The organism is Acinetobacter sp. Li1LvA2 (assembly GCF_056156705.1).
In genome coordinates this window covers 1-16,669 of the sequence record NZ_JBSICF010000001.1, presented here as the reverse complement: position 1 = coordinate 16,669, position 16,669 = coordinate 1, and the positions used below count along the sequence as shown (strand labels likewise).

The window sequence follows — 16,669 nt, the reverse complement described above, 5'->3', positions numbered from 1 at the left end:
TTTTATTAAATAACACCTCATGAATAATATTCATAACCTGCATGGACTAGACTTAAGTTTTTTTCACCGAATCGATATCAATTTATATCCGCTATTTATCGCGATTTATGAGCAAAAAAGTATTTCAAATGCAGCAAGTAGTCTTAATATTACGCAGTCGGCGGCAAGTCACGCCTTGCAGAGATTACGTCAGCAACTTGAAGATGATGTATTTATACGAGTAGGCAATAAAATGTCTGCCACTCCTTTTGCAGAACAAATTTATCCGACAGTGAAACAGGCACTTTTAACGATTCAAAATATTAGCCAGCAAAAACATGTCTTTGATCCAACAAGTCTAAAAAATTTAAAAATCGCCGTGCATGATGAAATTGAGCCGATTATTCTTCCAAGACTCGCTCAACACTTTCAAAATCTTAATTTAGATTTGCAATTTGTCAGTATGAAGCTAGATCGAAAACATATTACGGCGGACTTGGCAACACAGCAGCTCGATTTCGTGATTGACCTAGAACAGTACTTATCTCCAAAAATTACATTTGACCATTTAGTAACAGATGAGTTTGTTATTTGCAGTCAACTTAAAGAAGTCGATTTATCGAGTTATATCAGTGGTCGACATATCGGTGTTTCGTCACGCCGTACGGGCGCTTTGCTTGAAGATATTTATTTAAATCAACACCAAAAAATTTCAAGAAATGTATTTATGCGCTGTCAAAATTACTCAACGGCACTACAAGTTTTGGGAGCTCAAGCCAACGCAATATTGACCATGCCTCGTATGATTTTGCAGCATTTGTCTTATAGTCCTGAAATTTGCTTACATTCTCTGCCTTTTGAGATAACCAATATTAAAATGGGTATGTTTTGGCACGAAGATTTAAGGGATAATTTAAGACATCAATTTTTGCGACATGAAATTATTAAACTTTTTCAGTAAAGCAAATTGATTGACTAAGCTTCTATCGTACAAGGACCAGTAATGAGTAAAGATGAACGGATAATCCAGAATCAGGACAACAAAAAAACGATTCGTCATGAAGATTACATTGCTGGCATCGGTAAAGGCATGTCAATCTTAGATAGCTTTAGCAGTAATCAACATCGCCTAAATATTTCTATGGCTGCTGAAAAAACTGGACTTACCCGAGCGGCAGCAAGACGTCATTTATTAACTTTAGAATATTTAGGTTATCTTGAGTCTGATGGACACTATTACTATTTAACTCCGAAAGTTCTTAAATTTTCAGGAGCTTATTTAGGTGCAGCTCAGCTTCCAAAAGTATCTCAGCCTTTATTAAATCTTTTAACTAACCAAACTTCTCTTATTTATTCGGTAATGGTACTTGATGGTTATGAAGCCATTACTATTGCCCGTAGTGCTGCCCACCAACAAACTGACCGTGTAAATCCATATGGTTTGCACTTAGGTAACCGCCTGCCTGCTCATGCGACATCTGCGGGTAAAATTTTATTGGCACATTTAAGCCAACAAGAACAATTGGACTGGCTTCAAAAATATCCTCTCCAACGTTTAACTAAATATACGCATGTCGAAAATGATAAGTTTTTAGAGTTACTACAAGAGATTCGAGAACAAGATTGGTGTTACTCACGTGAAGAACACGAATTAGGTGTTCATGCGCTCGCCGTACCAATTTATGGACAAGACTTTAAAGTTGTTGCAGCTTTAAATATTGTCTCTCCGACTATGAAAACAACTGAAGAATATTTAGTTCAACATATTTTACCGCTATTGCAAGAGACTTCGCGGGACTTAAGACAAGTTCTTTAAATTTTACTTAGGCTATTTTGATAGGATAAATTTCATTATTCGCTTAGGCTATTTAGAGCATGAATACGATTCAAAATAAACGCTTAGGCTATTTCTAGAAGTAGTTGAAAGGAATTTTCAAATAACGAATGCCGTTTGATTCTGGCTCCGGAAAATTTCCACCGTTCATATTAATTTGAATTGAAGGCAGAATTAATTTTGGCATTGCCAAAGTTGCATCTCGTTCTTGACGCATTTTTATGAATGAGTCTTTGGAAACACGTCGGTTTAAATGAATATTGCTTTGCTTTTGGGTTTTTATATCTGTTTGACAGACATATTCATCACGGCCTTCGGGTTTATAGTCATGGCATAAGAACATACGCATGTTGTCAGGAAGTGTATAAAGCTTTTGTACCGAATCATAAAGTGCAGCCGCACTTCCTTTCGGAAAGTCGCATCTGGCTGAGCCATAATCGGGCATAAATAGAGTATCACCCACAAAAACAGCATCATCAATTACATAGCTGAGACAAGCTGGTGTATGTCCTGGTGTAGGAATGTTATATGCTTCTATATTCCCTATTTTAAAGTGCTCATTATCTTCAAATAGATAGTCAAAAGGTTGATTTTCATTAAATTTCTTAAAGTCAAAATTATAGATAGCCGAAAATGTTTCCTGTACAACAGAAATTTTCTTGCTAATCGCAACTGTACCGCCCAATTTAGATTTTAAATATTGGGCTGCGGTCATATGGTCGGCATGGACATGAGTTTCTAAAATCCATTGCACTTTAAAGTTTTGAGCCAAGACATAATCGACAATCAGATCAGCATTGGTTGTTTTTGTAGTTGCTGAAGCTGCATCGTAGTCAAGCACACTATCAATAATAGCGCATTGACGAGTCGCTAAATCCGCAACAACATAGCTAAAAGTATTGGTGTTTTCATCAAAAAAATCTTTTACTAGAGGTTGTTGCATAGGTTTAATTTCCTTTATTTAAGACTCGGTAAATAAACATTCCGAATAACATTGCCACAATAAAATAAAGCGCTTCAAAATGTCCTAATCCAACAAGCGTTAAAGCGGGCGCTGGACATATCCCTGCTATTCCCCAGCCTATACCGAAAATAAAAGCACCAACAATTAACCTTTGGTCAATCTGTGTATTCATTGGTAATTGAATTTTCTCATTAAAAAGCGTTTTAGGGCTTTTCATCGCCTTTTGAAATGGAATAAATGCCACAGCAATCGCGCCTAACATCACAAACATTAAGCTAATATCCCACTGCCCAAAGATATCTAAAAAACCTAATACCTTTTCAGGATTAGACATGCCAGAAATCATTAAGCCTAATGAAAACAAACCACCAAATATAAAAGCTAAAATGTTTTTCATAGGATTACCCCAGCACATGACGAATAATATAAACGGTTAACATGCCAGCAAACATAAAAACTGCTGTAGCTATCATGGAGCGTTTTGATAGCCTGCTCATCCCACAAATACCATGACCACTTGTACAGCCCGAACCTAAGCGGGTACCAAAACCAACAAGTACACCTGCTAAAATAAGTGCAAATGTATTGGCTTTAATTTCAATTTCAGGCTGATAAAAATAGCCATATATGAAAGGTGTAATGACGAGTCCGGCAATAAACCAGAATGCAGAATTTTTAAAAGTATCTTTAGTAGGATTAACGACTTGAGCAAGCAATCCACTAATTCCAGCGATACGGCCATTTATATATAAATAGCCAACTGTTGCGATTCCGAGTAACAAACCACCTAAAAAGGCATAGACAATATTTGACATATAACCACTCTTAACAATATATGTTTTTATAATGTGTATTATACGCTTATTCCTTTAGAAATACTTAAAATAAAACTTTTGAGTTTATAATTCTTCTTAACAAGAAAAAGCCCCAAGGTTTTGGGGCTTTTGTCATTAAATTAGATCTTTAATGCCTAATTGTTCTGGCAGTTTTTCCATGACTTTATTTAATCTATTATTTGCAGGAGACATACAACCTGTGTAATGGCTTAATTTTGTTTCCGTGCCATTTGGTTGAATCCATGAAATGTAATAGCTAGACATATCAGTTGCTGTTTGCTGACAACCCGCAGTTTTAGATTGTGTGCCTGTTTCAGGACGATAAGCTTTTAGATCATCTGCAAGTTTTTTATAGTCTTTTACGCTACCTTGAATTTCTTTAACACCAATAGCTTTAGTGTATTGCTTGCCTTCAAAACGAATTAAACCTGTAGGTGTTACTTCTACAGAATAGATTGGGCATGCACCAAAGCATGGGCTAGAAGCATAACGAATTGTTTCTTGTGTATTCGGTGCTTGCTGAACAGAAGCACAACCCATCAAAGCTAAACCAGATAAAGTTGCAAGAACCAAAAATCTCATTACATCACCTATTATTATCAAGTAGGTTTAATTTAACAAATCATACACTTCTTGTCATTAAAGACTATTTTATGTGATTGTTTTCATAAATTTATATGTCTTAATACTTAGACTATTTTTATAATAATCAAATATTACGATTTCAATCACATAAAAAAAGGCCCATCTTGCGATGAGCCTTAAGCCAATAAAAGCTTAAATTCCTGAAATACAAATTATTACTGGGTAGTAATAACCTGCGATGACTATTCTAACGTAATGCTATAAATTATATAAATATAATATAAATATATATTTACGCTTGTTTTTTCAGCAAAAAAATCCTACTTTTCAGGACTAAAAAGTCAATAATGTTTATTTCTAATTAAAATTCACAACTTTAAGTTAAACAAAACTTAACAAACAAAGAAGATTTATTTATAGGTAAAACATTGTGAAAAAACATCTAATCGTTCGGCTACATCTAGTGTTCAAGCATTATCAATCTGAGGAATATTTTAGGTTTTGCAATGATTTAAAACACTTTTTTACTATTTGGTAAAGCTATCTAGTTAAAACAATAGAATTTACTCAATCATTTTAATATAAAAAATATATTAAAGTTAAAGGCAAAAGAAGAATACTCTTCTTTTGCCCATTAAGTTACTTCTCTAAACTATAAGCGATTACATAATCACCATGATCAGGTGATTGACGTGCTCCGCCCGCCGTAACAACAACAAATTGTTTACCTGTTTTCGGTGAAACATAGCTTATCGGAGTTCCTTGACTGCCTACTGGCATACGTGATTTCCACAGTTCTTTACCTGTAGATGAATCAAATGCACGTAAGTAGTAATCTTGTGTTGCAGCAAAGAAAACCAAACCACCTTGAGTTGCCATCGGCCCACCAATTGTTGGCATACCGATCGGTGCTTTTAAGCCCATTTTGATGCCCATAGGTCCTGTGTCTTCAACCGTACCCAGTGGGACTTGCCATGCGACTTGACGAGTTTTCATGTCAATTGCAGTCATAGTACCGAATGGTGGTTTCTGACAAGGAATGCTTAAAGCAGACATAAAGCGGTTTTTATTCACTTTATATGGTGTACCTTTCATTGGTACAGCACCCATACCTGTATTTACTTTTTCACCGCCACTCGCCTGAATCTTAATATCTTCAGGAGTTTGCTCCATCAATTGAACCCATAAGCCAAGGCGCATATCGTTCACAAACATATAACGATGAGTCGGATCAAAAGCAATGCTACCCCAGTTCATGCCACCCAAAGAACCTGGGAAGCTTAATGAAACGTCAGTACCCGGTGCAGTAAATAGACCTTCGTAACGCATTGACTTGAAGTTAATACGGCACATAAGTTGATCAAACGGCGTTGCACCCCACATATCTGATTCAGTTAAAGTCTGATTACCAATTTGAGGCATTTCAACTGAACGTGGTTGAGTTGCACTGTATTGCTCACCCGGAATATTGGCAGGCTTAACTGGCTGTTCAATTACTTTAGTCAGTGGTTTACCAGTTACGCGGTCAAGCACAAAGAATTGACCTGATTTGGTTCCAATCACAACAGCAGGTTTAGTCGTACCATCTTTCAATGGGAAATCAACTAAACTTGGTTGCATTGGTAAATCAAAGTCCCATAAATCGTTATGAACAGTTTGATATACCCACTTTTCTTTACCTGTTGTCGCATCAAGTGCCAAAACAGAAGTATTGTATTTATGATCTAACGGATTACGGTTACCACCCCAAATGTCGACAGATGAGCTACCCATAGGTAAGAACACCGTATTCATTTGCGGATCATATGACATCGCAGCCCAAGAGTTTGCCGAACTACGTTTATAGGTTTCACCCGGTTTAAGAACATAGTTAGGATCTGGATTACGTGCATCAAACGCCCAGCGAAGTTTACCCGTAATAACGTCATAACCACGGATAACACCACCCGGCATATCTGCTGCTACGTTATCGGCAATACGGCTACCCACCACAATGGTTGTTCCAGCAATAGTCGGTGCAGAAGTCACTTCAAAACGTGGAGCTTTAGTTCCAGCTCCCAGACCTTCTAACAGATCAACCGTTCCATTTACACCAAAATCAGCACAGCGCTGACCGTTATCTGCATTGACTGCAATTAAACGACCATCAGGTGTATTGGTATATAAACGGCGTGGACATGCTGTATTGGTTGCAACTGTGGTTACTGCATTTGCACCAGCCAAAGTTGGTTGTACAAGTGGCTTGGTCGAATCAAAGTATGCGACCCCACGGCAACGCTCCCAAGCATCGGCTTTAGAGTTCACTTCAGCTTTCCAGAGTTGTTTACCCGAGTCAGCATCTATCGCAAAAATGTTGTTATGTGGTGTACATAAAAAAACTTTATTTCCAACTTGTAGCGGGGTCATTTGGTCTTCTGCACCATTACCACTACCTGTTGTAAAATCACCTGTTCTAAAACGCCAAGCTTCTTTTAATTTATGAACGTTATCTCGGTTAATTTGATCGAGAGCAACAAAGCGACTACCACCTGCATCATTTCCATAATTTTCCCAATTCACCTGCTTTTTAGCAGGGTCAACTGGTACTAAAGGCAGCTTTTCACCTGAACTTGCTACTGTTGGATGCGGTTGGAACATTTGATAGAACGCAATCAACATACCGACAACAACTAACCCACCCACTGCATAAGATGAGGAGGCCAAACTAGTTTGAAATTGGTAACGTCGAATTGAAGGCAAGGTAAATAACAATGCGGCAAAAAGACCCGCAGGAAACATTAACCGCGAAAATAACGGCCAAAATTCCCATCCAGCATCAACAAATGACCAAATGACTGTGCCAACAAAAACAGCCGCAAAAATCCAGACACCAAGTGCCTTTTTACGAAAAATACTAAACGCAGAAATGGTAATTAACAGTCCTGCGACTAGGAAATACCAAGATCCACCTAATGAAACTAGCTTGCCACCGCCTACGATGTAAAAAACACCAGTAGCCAATAAAACTAGGCCTAATAGAAAACACCATATTTTGAATAAGATATGAAACTTAGAATCTGACTCAGACATAGATCCTACTCCACATATACTGAACACAATAGTTCAAGCATTTGGGCCAGTTAAACCATGTCTAACCAGCCATCAATATTGTTAAAAATTGACTTTGACACTTAAGCCCGCGACCCAAGCATCATCGACTGCTTTTACACCAGCAGGTTGATGGATATATTGAATGTTTGGACGTAACATAACGGCCGGAGACCATTGATAGGTATAGTTCAACTCAACATTTAGTTCGTCGTCTTGAATTGGAATATAGTCAGATGCAAGTGCATCGTAGTTATAATATCCACGACTTTCGTTTGTTGCGATCTGCTTATCTTTAGCGCGATCATTGACCACATAATTGGCAATACCAAAACCAATCGAGTCATTTGGACGGCTATCAAATGGCCCCTTATACCAAAGAGCAAGTTGTTGCGTACTTTGGACAAAGGTGGTCGCTTTATCGTTCACCACACCGTTCACACTGATATATAAACCACGCTTAGGGTCTTCGCCTTTATGCGTAAGTTGTTGTTGTGCATTAATCCAGAAACTTTGTTTCCCGTCATGAACTTTATCCGCAGTTTTAATATCATTCGCTTCTGCGGTTGAGTACAGCGCACCTACTTTATATTCACCCGGTAAGCCATTAAATGCAGCAAGTTTTGGTTTCCATGCAAGCTCAACGGGTATGGTTGCACCCTTCACGTTGTTCATATCCAGATTAAAACCATCACTATTTGATTCGGTTTTAATGTTATCTGGGTTTACTTCATACACACCAACACCCAGAGTCCACTCAGGGGCAAATTGATATTTAACGTTTGTCGCCCAAACACCGACTGGCGAGTTGTACCAAATTGAACCGATTGATTTTCCTAACTGCCCACCGCAAAGCAATAAATTCTGGAACTCGCATTGAGAACCATTAAAGTCTTCTGACATACCCATACGACCAAATTTGACCTGTACGGTGTTATCAGCGAAGCCTTTTTTCACCCATGCTTGAGATAAACGCCAGATTTTACCTCGACCATAAATTTCTTGAGCATTGCCTAACTGGCTAGAACGTGGGTCTTTAATACGTTCTAGCGTAAGTGCATTACCGTCACGTTTAGTCACGACTAGGCTCGCTGTTGTATCTTTCCATCCAGCAATCTTTTCTAAATCGAAGTTTGCACCTAAAGAAAGCTGCGCAGCATTTTCAAAAGTATTACTGTCGTTGTATCCACCATCTAAATTTGTGGCCGCTTGGCTCATGATAGAAGCTGTAAATTTATAGCCCTGTTGTTCTAGCTGCTGGCGTTCACCATTCCAGTCACCTAGCAACCATTGTCTGTCTTGTGACCATGGTTCATTCGCAAGCGCAAATTGGCTGCCTATTACAGCGATTGTTAACACACTCAGTTTCATTACATTTAGCATTTCAAGTCCCTTTTATCATTTCTATATTTCTATGCTGCGCCTCGGTTTGAGGCGCTTCCCTTATAGTTGTTATTTAATTTGTACGGCCGAACTAAGTTCAGACGTCGCTCCAAAGCGATCAGTGATATTCGCTGTAATTGAGGCAACTTTTACAGTCGGCTTCCAATTCGCTTTTGCATTGCCTTCGGCATCTGTAGCAACGGTAACAGCTCCTAAATATTGCTCAGCTTCTTTTGATGCAGCATTTTGATTTCCAAAGAACTCAACTTGATAGCGTTGGTTTGGTAAACCATTAATTTCTATAGCAACTGAACTTTTAGTAGCGGTTAACTTAGGTGCTTTAATGCCCTGATTCGGCTGAGCATTACAGTTTTGTTGATTTGGTTGAGTACATGTCTTTTGTTGCTTAGATGGATCAACAACTACACCGCCGCCACGAGAACCGACAAAACCTTCATGCTCAAGTGCAGGTACACCAAATACAATTGCACCTAAACGCTGATTTGGTACACATGAACCGCCAGCTTCACAGCGTTTAATATCTTTACCATTGTCCCAAATTAGATTTTTAGTCAATGTAATTTTTGCGTTTGCATCTTTTTCCGAACGAATAGCAACACCAATACGGTTACCATGCACTCTATTGCTATCAAGAATGTTGCCATCGCCTGTCATGTTGAAACCAATCGAGTTATTGGTCATTTCGTTGTAGGCAATATAGTTACGCTTACCCCAGTTAATCTGTAAGCCATCCGAGTAGTTTTCGAATTTATTACCAACTACGGCATTGTCATTACCCCACAAAATTTCAATACCTTGTGATGGCTCTGGGTTTGCTTTCGTTGAAACAAAATGGTTATTCGCAATTAAGTTAAATGCTGCACCACGGGTCAGTTCTAAGCCATCACCATTGTCTTGGAAAATGTTGTCTAAGACTTTGTTGTTATTGGTCGTGGTTGCAGTTGGGTTACCTTGTCCGTCATCACCAGTAAGCATGACACCAGCACCACCATAATTATTACTAATACGGTTATGTTGAATAAGGTTATTGCTTGAACGGTTAACCAATACACCAATACAGAAACGATGAATGTCTAAACCTTTTAAAGTGACATTGTTGACGTCACGTAGTACCAATCCGGGTAAAGTCATGGTACGGACATTTGTTCCGTATTGTTCAGGGTTTGCACCTGGGCAAGCTTTTGCCCCTTCGCCTTTAATGTAATTTGATCCATCAATTGCGATGTATTCACCCGTTTTATCCCACTGGGTACCAATGATTTTGACCGGTGCTTTAATCTCAGGAAGCGCGCTGTTTAATTTAATTGCATAGGGTGCTTTGCCCACTGCCTGAATCAAGATTTCGCTCGCATCGGCTGGGTTAGCATTGGCTTGCTCAATTGCCCAACGTAAAGAACCTTTATTGCTGTCGTCCTGATAACGGTCAACAACATAAGTTTGTGCCGCGGCTACACCTGAAACCATCAAACCTAATGCAAGAGTAGTTAAACGTAATGTATTCATTTCATCATGTCCTTATGATTTATGGGTTTGTTGGTTGAACAGTTTTTAAAATCTGTTTGAGCTTAGTCACATCAATTTGTCCTGGTGCTGACGCCTCACCAATCATGCCAAAGCTATAACTTCCGCCCATATTGGCTGTGGCAACACGAGAAATCGTACCTAATTGTCCCATCGACATCGTTAACAATGGTTTAGTTGTTTGCTGACTTACTTTTAAAGTTGCGTTCATTAAAGTGAAAACGTCTTGTTTAGATTTTGGCATTACAGCAATTTTTAGAATATCTGCGCCCATTTGATCTTGTTTTAACAAGCGTTTTTCAATTTCATCTTGGCTTGGTGTTTTTTGAAAGTCATGATTAGACATTACCACTAACACTTTCTTTTGATGTGCTTTTTGAACAATGTCTGAAACTACTTTTTGATCACGGAACATTTCAACATCCAACCAGTCCATGAACGGATTTTTTAAATAAGCCTGATATGTCTTGCCATAATCAGCATCGCTAATTTCAAGCTGTCCACCTTCGTTTTTAGTACGAATTGTGGCAATCATCGGCTTATTGCCTAAAATCTTTTTCAATTCATGACCCAAGGCAATCACTTGTTTTGTATCACTCGCAAAACTGAGTAAGTCGATACGAAATTCTGCTAAATCAGCATCTGCTGTATTTGCAATGACTTGAGCCTGTGCTAATGCTTGTTCTTTAGTTTTTGCAGTAATTGGAACAATCGTTTTAACGGCTGTAGCGGCAGGTTGTGTTTGAGCAGCTAAAGCAACAGGTTCAGCATTTGTCTGTGCTGCAAAAAATGGGAGTGCAAGCAAACTTAGGCTTAATAATGTTTTCATGTTCATATCATTCATCCTTAAAAAGGCTACACGCATCCATGGCCGATCATGTGTAGCCTTAGGTGTTTCTTAAATATCAAAAAATACTGTTTCGTTATCGCCTTGAATACGAATATCAAAGCGGTAAACAATTTCACCATTTTCTTCAAAGCGTTTTGCAATAAGAGTTTGACGACGAGGTGCCCATTCAATGCTATTTAAAATTGGATCATTGCCATTTGCCTCAGCTTCATCTTCAAAATAAACACGTGTGTGAAGACCTAAGTTAATACCGCGAGCGAAAATGACTAATGCAATATGAGGTGCTTGAGTTGAACCTTTACGGCCTGCTGTAGCACCCGGTTTAATTGTATTAAAGCTCCAAACACCCGTTTCAAAGTCTGCACCTGTACGGCCCCAGCCCTGAAATGCAGGATCAGCTTTTTGCTCACGCGTATCTGCCTGACTCGGGTAAATACCGTTCGCATCGGCCTGCCAAATTTCGATCAGTACGTCGCGCAGTGGTAAACCTAATCCGTCAAATACCTGACCTTCAAGACGAATACGCTCGCCTTTGGTTTGGTCTTGTACTAACTGGTTATTAAAGTTGTTTTCAAACACTTCAATATTTGCTTGTTGTGGCAATAAACCAATGTGAACGTAAGGACCACCTGTTTGAGATGGAGTTTCTTTTAATTCCTGAAAATTCCAGTTATTCATGCTCGTGCTCCCGATTAAGTCAAATCATTTTCGAAGTAAGTCGCTCGACGACCACGTAAAGTGATGTCAAAACGGTAACAACGGCTATCTGCTTCGATAAAGTTGTTTTTATCTTCTAGTGCAATTAGTGCACGACGTTGATCTTCAGAAGGAATCGTTTTTAAAATCGGGCAAGTGTCAATGAGCGTATCGCCTTCAAAATAAAACTGCGAAATTAGGCGCTGAGCCCAACCATCAGCAATTAAAGAGAAGTGAATATGAGCCGGACGCCACTCATTGATACGGTTACGCCACGGATAAGGACCTGGTTTAATGGTACGGAAAATATAAAAACCATTTTCGTCAGTTAATGTACGACCACAACCACCAAAGTTAGGATCCATTGCACCAATAAACTTATCGTTTGGATGGCGATAACGACCAGAAGCATTGGCTTGCCATACTTCTAAAAGTGCATTTTTTACAGGACGACCAAACTGGTCACGTACATAACCATGAACAATGACACGCTCACCAATTGGTAAACCATCTTTGGCATAGTTCAAAATCAAATCATTATCTTTTGGGCCAAACAAATTTGAAGAAAAATGCGGCGCAGTAACTTCAGTTAAAGTCTCATTAATAGAAATCAATGCATTTTTTGGCGAACGTAAAACACTTGTCTTATAACCTTCTGCATATGCAGGTGGATGATCTTCTGTATTACGTTGGGCGTAAGCACCCCAGCTATGTTGTGACATCTTTATCTCCTTAATCCTGTTCTTTCGCTGCAACTGAGTTGACTTCTATTCCCAACTCTTTAAAGACTTCTTCAGCCATATGCATTGCAGCGTTTGCAGCAGGTAAACCCGCATAGAGTGAACTGTGTAAGATCAACTCTTTTAAATCGTCTTTGGTTACGCCATTGTTGAAGCAAGCACGTAAATGCATGCGCAGTTCGTCTTCACGGCCAAGTGCCAATAAAATTGCGATCGTCACTAAACTACGTGTATGACGTGGCAGGCCTGGACGAGACCACACCTCACCCCATGCGTAACGGCTAATAAAATTTTGGAAATCTTGGTTAAAGTCATTTAGGTTTTGCAAAGACCGACCAACATGCTTTTCACCCAAAACTTCAGTCCGCACTTCAATGCCTTGTTTATAGCGTTGTTCATCATTCATTGTGATAGACCTCTATTAAGTTGCATCGGTATGCGCAACAAGTGATTTAATAAATACAGCAACAGCCGCAGCAGTCGCTGGAATTAGTAATAAACTGAGAATGGCAGTAAACGACCAATCATTGCCAAGTAATACAGCCCCAATCCAAGCACCAAATACCGCGCCAAAACGCCCAATTCCGGTCATCCAAGACACACCCGTTGCACGGCACTGCGTTGGATAAAAACGAGCACTTAACGCTGGCATTGAAGATTGCGCACCATTAATCGCGATACCTGCGCAAAGAACCAATACAGCAAGTAATGTTGAGTTTCCTAAGCTTTGACCCACAGCAATTGCGAACAGACCGGCAGCAAAGTAGAAAATGGCAATCACTCGGTTCGGGTTAAATTTGTCCATAGCCCAACCAATAAACAACGCACTCACCACACCACCAAACTGGAACAATCCACCGATAAATGCAGCACGCTCCATTGAAGCACCTGTTTCACGCATGAGGGTTGGCAACCAGCTTGTAAGCAAGTAAACAACCACTAAGCCCATGAAATAGGTCAACCAAAGTAAAAGTGTTCCTTTTGCATATGGTTTAGAAAACATAATTCCAAAAACATTTTTCTTTTGAGCTGTTTCAGTTTTCTCTTCAGGTACATGGAATGCAGTCGCATTTTGAACTTGAGTTGGCGCGATATGATTTAAGATTTTGCGTACTTTTTCAGGGTTCTTACCTTTAACAATTAAAAAGCGGTAAGACTCAGGTAATACAAAAATCACTAAAACCATTAAGATCAAAGGTGACCAGCCGCCAAGTAAAAATAGACTGTGCCAACCGTAGGTCGGGATGAGCCAACTACTAATAAAGCCACCTGTTGCCATACCTAAGTTGTAGCCACAGAACATACATGTCACCAACAGTGAACGAATGCGTGTTGGACAGTATTCAGAGAATAATGTGGTGGCATTTGGCATCGCTGCCCCCAAACCAATACCTGTCAAAAAGCGTAAAACGACAAGACTATCTAAGTTGGTTGCATAAGCAGACGCTAAAGTAAAACCACCAAACACAAGCATCGAAAAAGCTAAAACGATTTTTCGACCAAAACGGTCAGCTGTTGGGCCAGAAACCAAAGCTCCAATAATCATTCCACCAAGGGCAGCACTCATCACTGGGCCTAACTGAGAGCGATCAACGCCCCAGTCTTGAGCCAAAGCTGGAGCGATAAAACCCATTGCAGCAGTATCGATACCATCAGTAAAAATAATTAAGAAACAGATGATTGCGATCATCCATTGATACTTACTGAGTGGAGCATCATTAATTAATGCTTGAGCATCGATACTTTTATTTGGTGCAGCGTAATCCTGAGACGCCATATTTGCCTCCTTAAGGCCAATTCCTTTTAAACTACTAAGCTATTAGATTTGCTGAATAAACCTAGTCAATTCCTGAGTAAATCTTTGCGGTTGCTCAATATTAGAAAGATGAGATGCTTCCAATTTAGCAATTTGACTGTTCTTAATAGCATTCTGCATAAACTCAGCATCTACTACTGTTGTCACTGGATCTGCCGTTCCTGCAATGAGCAATATCGGAACTTGGATTTGCGTAATTTCATCTCTTAAATCAGCATGTGCTAAAGCACGACACGCATTGGCATAACCTTGTGCTGGTGTGTTTGCCAAACTTTGAATCGTCGTTTGTGCAACCACATTATGTTGATAGTCGAATTTTTCACTAAACCAACGCGTATGCGTGGTTTTAACCAATTCAGCCAGTCCATTTTGTTCTACTGATTCTGCGCGACTCAACCACGCCTCAGCCTGTCCAATTTTTGCCGCTGAATTTGCGACAGTAATGCTTAGAAAGCGCTCTGGGTAATGGATAGCTAACCAAAGCCCTGTAATTCCGCCCATTGAAATGCCACAAAAATGAGCTTTTTCAATATCTAAGGCATCTAAAATATCAGCAACATCTTCACCTAAATTTTGTAAAGATGTTTCAGCGATCACATCACTTTCGCCATGACCACGTGTGTCGTATGTAATGACATTAAAATGACTTTTAAGCTCATCTACTTGTGGCTGCCACATTCCATGATCTGTTCCTAACGAGTTAGATAACACAAGTGCTGGAGCATCTTTTAATCCGTCGGTATATACAGCGAGCTGTTTACCTTGTCGATTGGTTATAAGCTGTTTCACTTTATGTCTCCTCCTTGTGCTTCTTGCAGAACAGCATCAATTTGAGCTTGAATGTTGCCCAAATAGTTTTCTGCTTTAAATATTTCCAAAATTTCTGTTTGACTAAAATGTTCTTTTACTTCATCTAACTGACTAACAACTTCAGATAAATGCTGGTTTTGTGCTACTGCTGTTTTACAAGCCGCTTCAACGACATGATGTGCATTTAAACGTCCAATTTTTGGAGCAAGCGCCATCATGACAGCTTCCGCCATAATCAACCCGTTGGTACATTCAAGATTACGTTGCATATGCTCAGCATTAACTTCAAAACCTTGTAAAACTTCACCAGTACGACTTAATGCTCCAGCACAAAGCTGAAAAATTTCAGGAATTGCTAACCATTCTGCATGCCATGCACCTAGGCTACGCTCATGTTCCTGCACCATGCTTTGATAAATGCTAGACATAAGCGCTGGTACACGATTTGCTGCTGCAAGTACTGAAGCCGCTGCGACTGGATTACGTTTATGCGGCATGGTCGATGAACCACCACGACCTTTCGCAGTTGGCTCAAACAACTCGGCAATTTCGGTTTGCATCATGAGTGACCAATCACGTGCCATCTTGCCGGTATTCCCGACAATCATGCCAAGCACGCTTGCAATTTCTACAATACGGTCGCGCTCACCATGCCATGTGCTTGTCGGTACAGTCAGATTCAGTTGCTGAGCAAATGCACTCACTACAAATGAACCTTGATCTTGCAAAGAAGCTAATGAACCCACAGCACCCCCTAGCTGAGCAGTGAGTACACGGGATTTCATGGCTTGGATACGGTCTAAATCACGTTTAAATGCAGAAGCCCAACGAGCAAGCTTATGTCCTAAAGTAACTGGCAAAGCTTGCTGTAACCATGTACGCCCAATCATGACTTGATAACGATACTGTTTGGCTTGTTGTAATGCTGTGGTGTAACACTGTTGAAGCTGTGCTTCCACAATCTTTAACGCATCGCGGCATTGCAAAATACATGCAGTATCTAAAATATCTTGACTAGTAGCTCCCCAATGCACATAACGGGAAGCATCTTCATCTACATCTTTAACAATTGCCGTAAGTTGTTTTACAAATGGAATTGCAATATTTCCTGCTAAGCCAGTTGCCTCTGCCAAGGCCGCAAAGTCAAACTTTTCTAGCGCCTGCTCAGCTACTTGGGCAATTGCATTCGCTGCATTTTGAGGAATCACGCCAACTTTTGCCTGTGCTTGAGCTAACGCAACTTCAACCTGAATCATATATGTGATTAAAGATGAGTCACTAAAGATGTCAGTGACGTCTTTTTGATAAAACAAGCTGGCATATAACTGGCTCATGATTAGACTCTCTCAATAATCAATGCGATACCTTGACCTACACCAATACACATTGAACATAAGGCATAACGACCACCTGTCTGTTCAAGCTGGTTTAAGGCTGTGGTCACAAGGCGTGCACCTGATGCACCGAGAGGATGGCCTAAGGCAATCGCACCACCGTTTGGATTTACCTTGTCAGAGTCATCTGGCAAGCCTAAATCACGAGTAACT

Annotated in this window: 16 protein-coding genes and 1 pseudogene; 2 read left to right on the top strand and 15 right to left on the bottom strand. The window is 39.8% G+C overall.

Features of this window, described 5'->3' with window-relative positions; all coding sequences use genetic code 11:
* Positions 1-19 precede the first annotated feature (19 nt).
* Entirely contained in the window at positions 20-940 is a 921-nt protein-coding gene (locus tag ACS604_RS00085) for a LysR family transcriptional regulator (RefSeq protein ID WP_174758859.1), read from the top strand.
* Between the two features lie 42 nt (positions 941-982).
* Positions 983-1,795 (top strand): IclR family transcriptional regulator PcaU, encoded by an 813-nt coding sequence (gene pcaU / locus ACS604_RS00080; RefSeq protein ID WP_004792039.1) that lies wholly within the window; start codon positions 983-985, stop codon positions 1,793-1,795.
* A gap of 94 nt (positions 1,796-1,889) precedes the next feature.
* Here pcaU and ACS604_RS00075 read toward each other — a convergent pair whose 3' ends face one another.
* From ACS604_RS00075 to ACS604_RS00005, 15 genes and pseudogenes are all read right to left on the bottom strand, one after another.
* Complete coding sequence (locus tag ACS604_RS00075) at positions 1,890-2,756, bottom strand: MBL fold metallo-hydrolase (RefSeq protein WP_474769406.1); 867 nt, start codon at positions 2,754-2,756, stop codon at positions 1,890-1,892.
* 4 nt (positions 2,757-2,760) lie between these two features.
* Positions 2,761-3,174 carry a DUF6691 family protein gene (locus tag ACS604_RS00070; RefSeq protein ID WP_174740167.1) on the bottom strand — a complete coding sequence of 138 codons (414 nt, stop codon included), beginning with the start codon at positions 3,172-3,174 and terminating at the stop codon, positions 2,761-2,763.
* Positions 3,175-3,178: 4 nt separating this feature from the next.
* A complete protein-coding gene (locus ACS604_RS00065) occupies positions 3,179-3,592 on the bottom strand; it encodes a YeeE/YedE family protein (RefSeq protein ID WP_474769405.1) in 414 nt (137 codons plus the stop codon).
* Between the two features lie 135 nt (positions 3,593-3,727).
* Positions 3,728-4,186 (bottom strand): DUF6438 domain-containing protein, encoded by a 459-nt coding sequence (locus ACS604_RS00060; protein ID WP_080645698.1) that lies wholly within the window; start codon positions 4,184-4,186, stop codon positions 3,728-3,730.
* 651 nt (positions 4,187-4,837) lie between these two features.
* Positions 4,838-7,267, bottom strand: coding sequence for a glucose/quinate/shikimate family membrane-bound PQQ-dependent dehydrogenase (locus ACS604_RS00055; RefSeq protein WP_174739483.1), 2,430 nt, complete (start codon positions 7,265-7,267; stop codon positions 4,838-4,840).
* 81 nt (positions 7,268-7,348) lie between these two features.
* The gene (locus ACS604_RS00050) at positions 7,349-8,668 is read right to left on the bottom strand and encodes a carbohydrate porin (RefSeq protein ID WP_474769404.1); all 1,320 of its coding nucleotides are present in this window, start codon (positions 8,666-8,668) and stop codon (positions 7,349-7,351) included.
* Between the two features lie 69 nt (positions 8,669-8,737).
* A complete protein-coding gene (locus tag ACS604_RS00045; protein ID WP_474769403.1) occupies positions 8,738-10,192 on the bottom strand; it encodes a right-handed parallel beta-helix repeat-containing protein in 1,455 nt (484 codons plus the stop codon).
* Positions 10,193-10,211: 19 nt separating this feature from the next.
* The gene (aroD, locus tag ACS604_RS00040; protein WP_474770320.1) at positions 10,212-11,039 is read right to left on the bottom strand and encodes a type I 3-dehydroquinate dehydratase; all 828 of its coding nucleotides are present in this window, start codon (positions 11,037-11,039) and stop codon (positions 10,212-10,214) included.
* 69 nt (positions 11,040-11,108) lie between these two features.
* A complete protein-coding gene (pcaG, locus tag ACS604_RS00035) occupies positions 11,109-11,738 on the bottom strand; it encodes a protocatechuate 3,4-dioxygenase subunit alpha (RefSeq protein WP_005306041.1) in 630 nt (209 codons plus the stop codon).
* Between the two features lie 14 nt (positions 11,739-11,752).
* A complete protein-coding gene (gene pcaH / locus ACS604_RS00030) occupies positions 11,753-12,478 on the bottom strand; it encodes a protocatechuate 3,4-dioxygenase subunit beta (protein ID WP_004792028.1) in 726 nt (241 codons plus the stop codon).
* A gap of 10 nt (positions 12,479-12,488) precedes the next feature.
* The gene (gene pcaC / locus ACS604_RS00025; protein ID WP_004792026.1) at positions 12,489-12,902 is read right to left on the bottom strand and encodes a 4-carboxymuconolactone decarboxylase; all 414 of its coding nucleotides are present in this window, start codon (positions 12,900-12,902) and stop codon (positions 12,489-12,491) included.
* 15 nt (positions 12,903-12,917) lie between these two features.
* Positions 12,918-14,273 carry a 4-hydroxybenzoate transporter PcaK gene (gene pcaK / locus ACS604_RS00020; protein ID WP_474769402.1) on the bottom strand — a complete coding sequence of 452 codons (1,356 nt, stop codon included), beginning with the start codon at positions 14,271-14,273 and terminating at the stop codon, positions 12,918-12,920.
* A 42-nt stretch (positions 14,274-14,315) separates the two neighbouring features.
* A complete protein-coding gene (gene pcaD, locus ACS604_RS00015; protein ID WP_004792023.1) occupies positions 14,316-15,101 on the bottom strand; it encodes a 3-oxoadipate enol-lactonase in 786 nt (261 codons plus the stop codon).
* On the bottom strand, positions 15,098-16,456 hold the full coding sequence (pcaB, locus tag ACS604_RS00010) for a 3-carboxy-cis,cis-muconate cycloisomerase (protein WP_474769401.1): 1,359 nt from the start codon (positions 16,454-16,456) through the stop codon (positions 15,098-15,100). Before pcaB ends, pcaD begins: the two co-directional genes overlap by 4 nt.
* A 2-nt stretch (positions 16,457-16,458) precedes the next feature.
* Positions 16,459-16,669: pseudogene (locus tag ACS604_RS00005) on the bottom strand (acetyl-CoA C-acyltransferase); the annotation flags it as partial.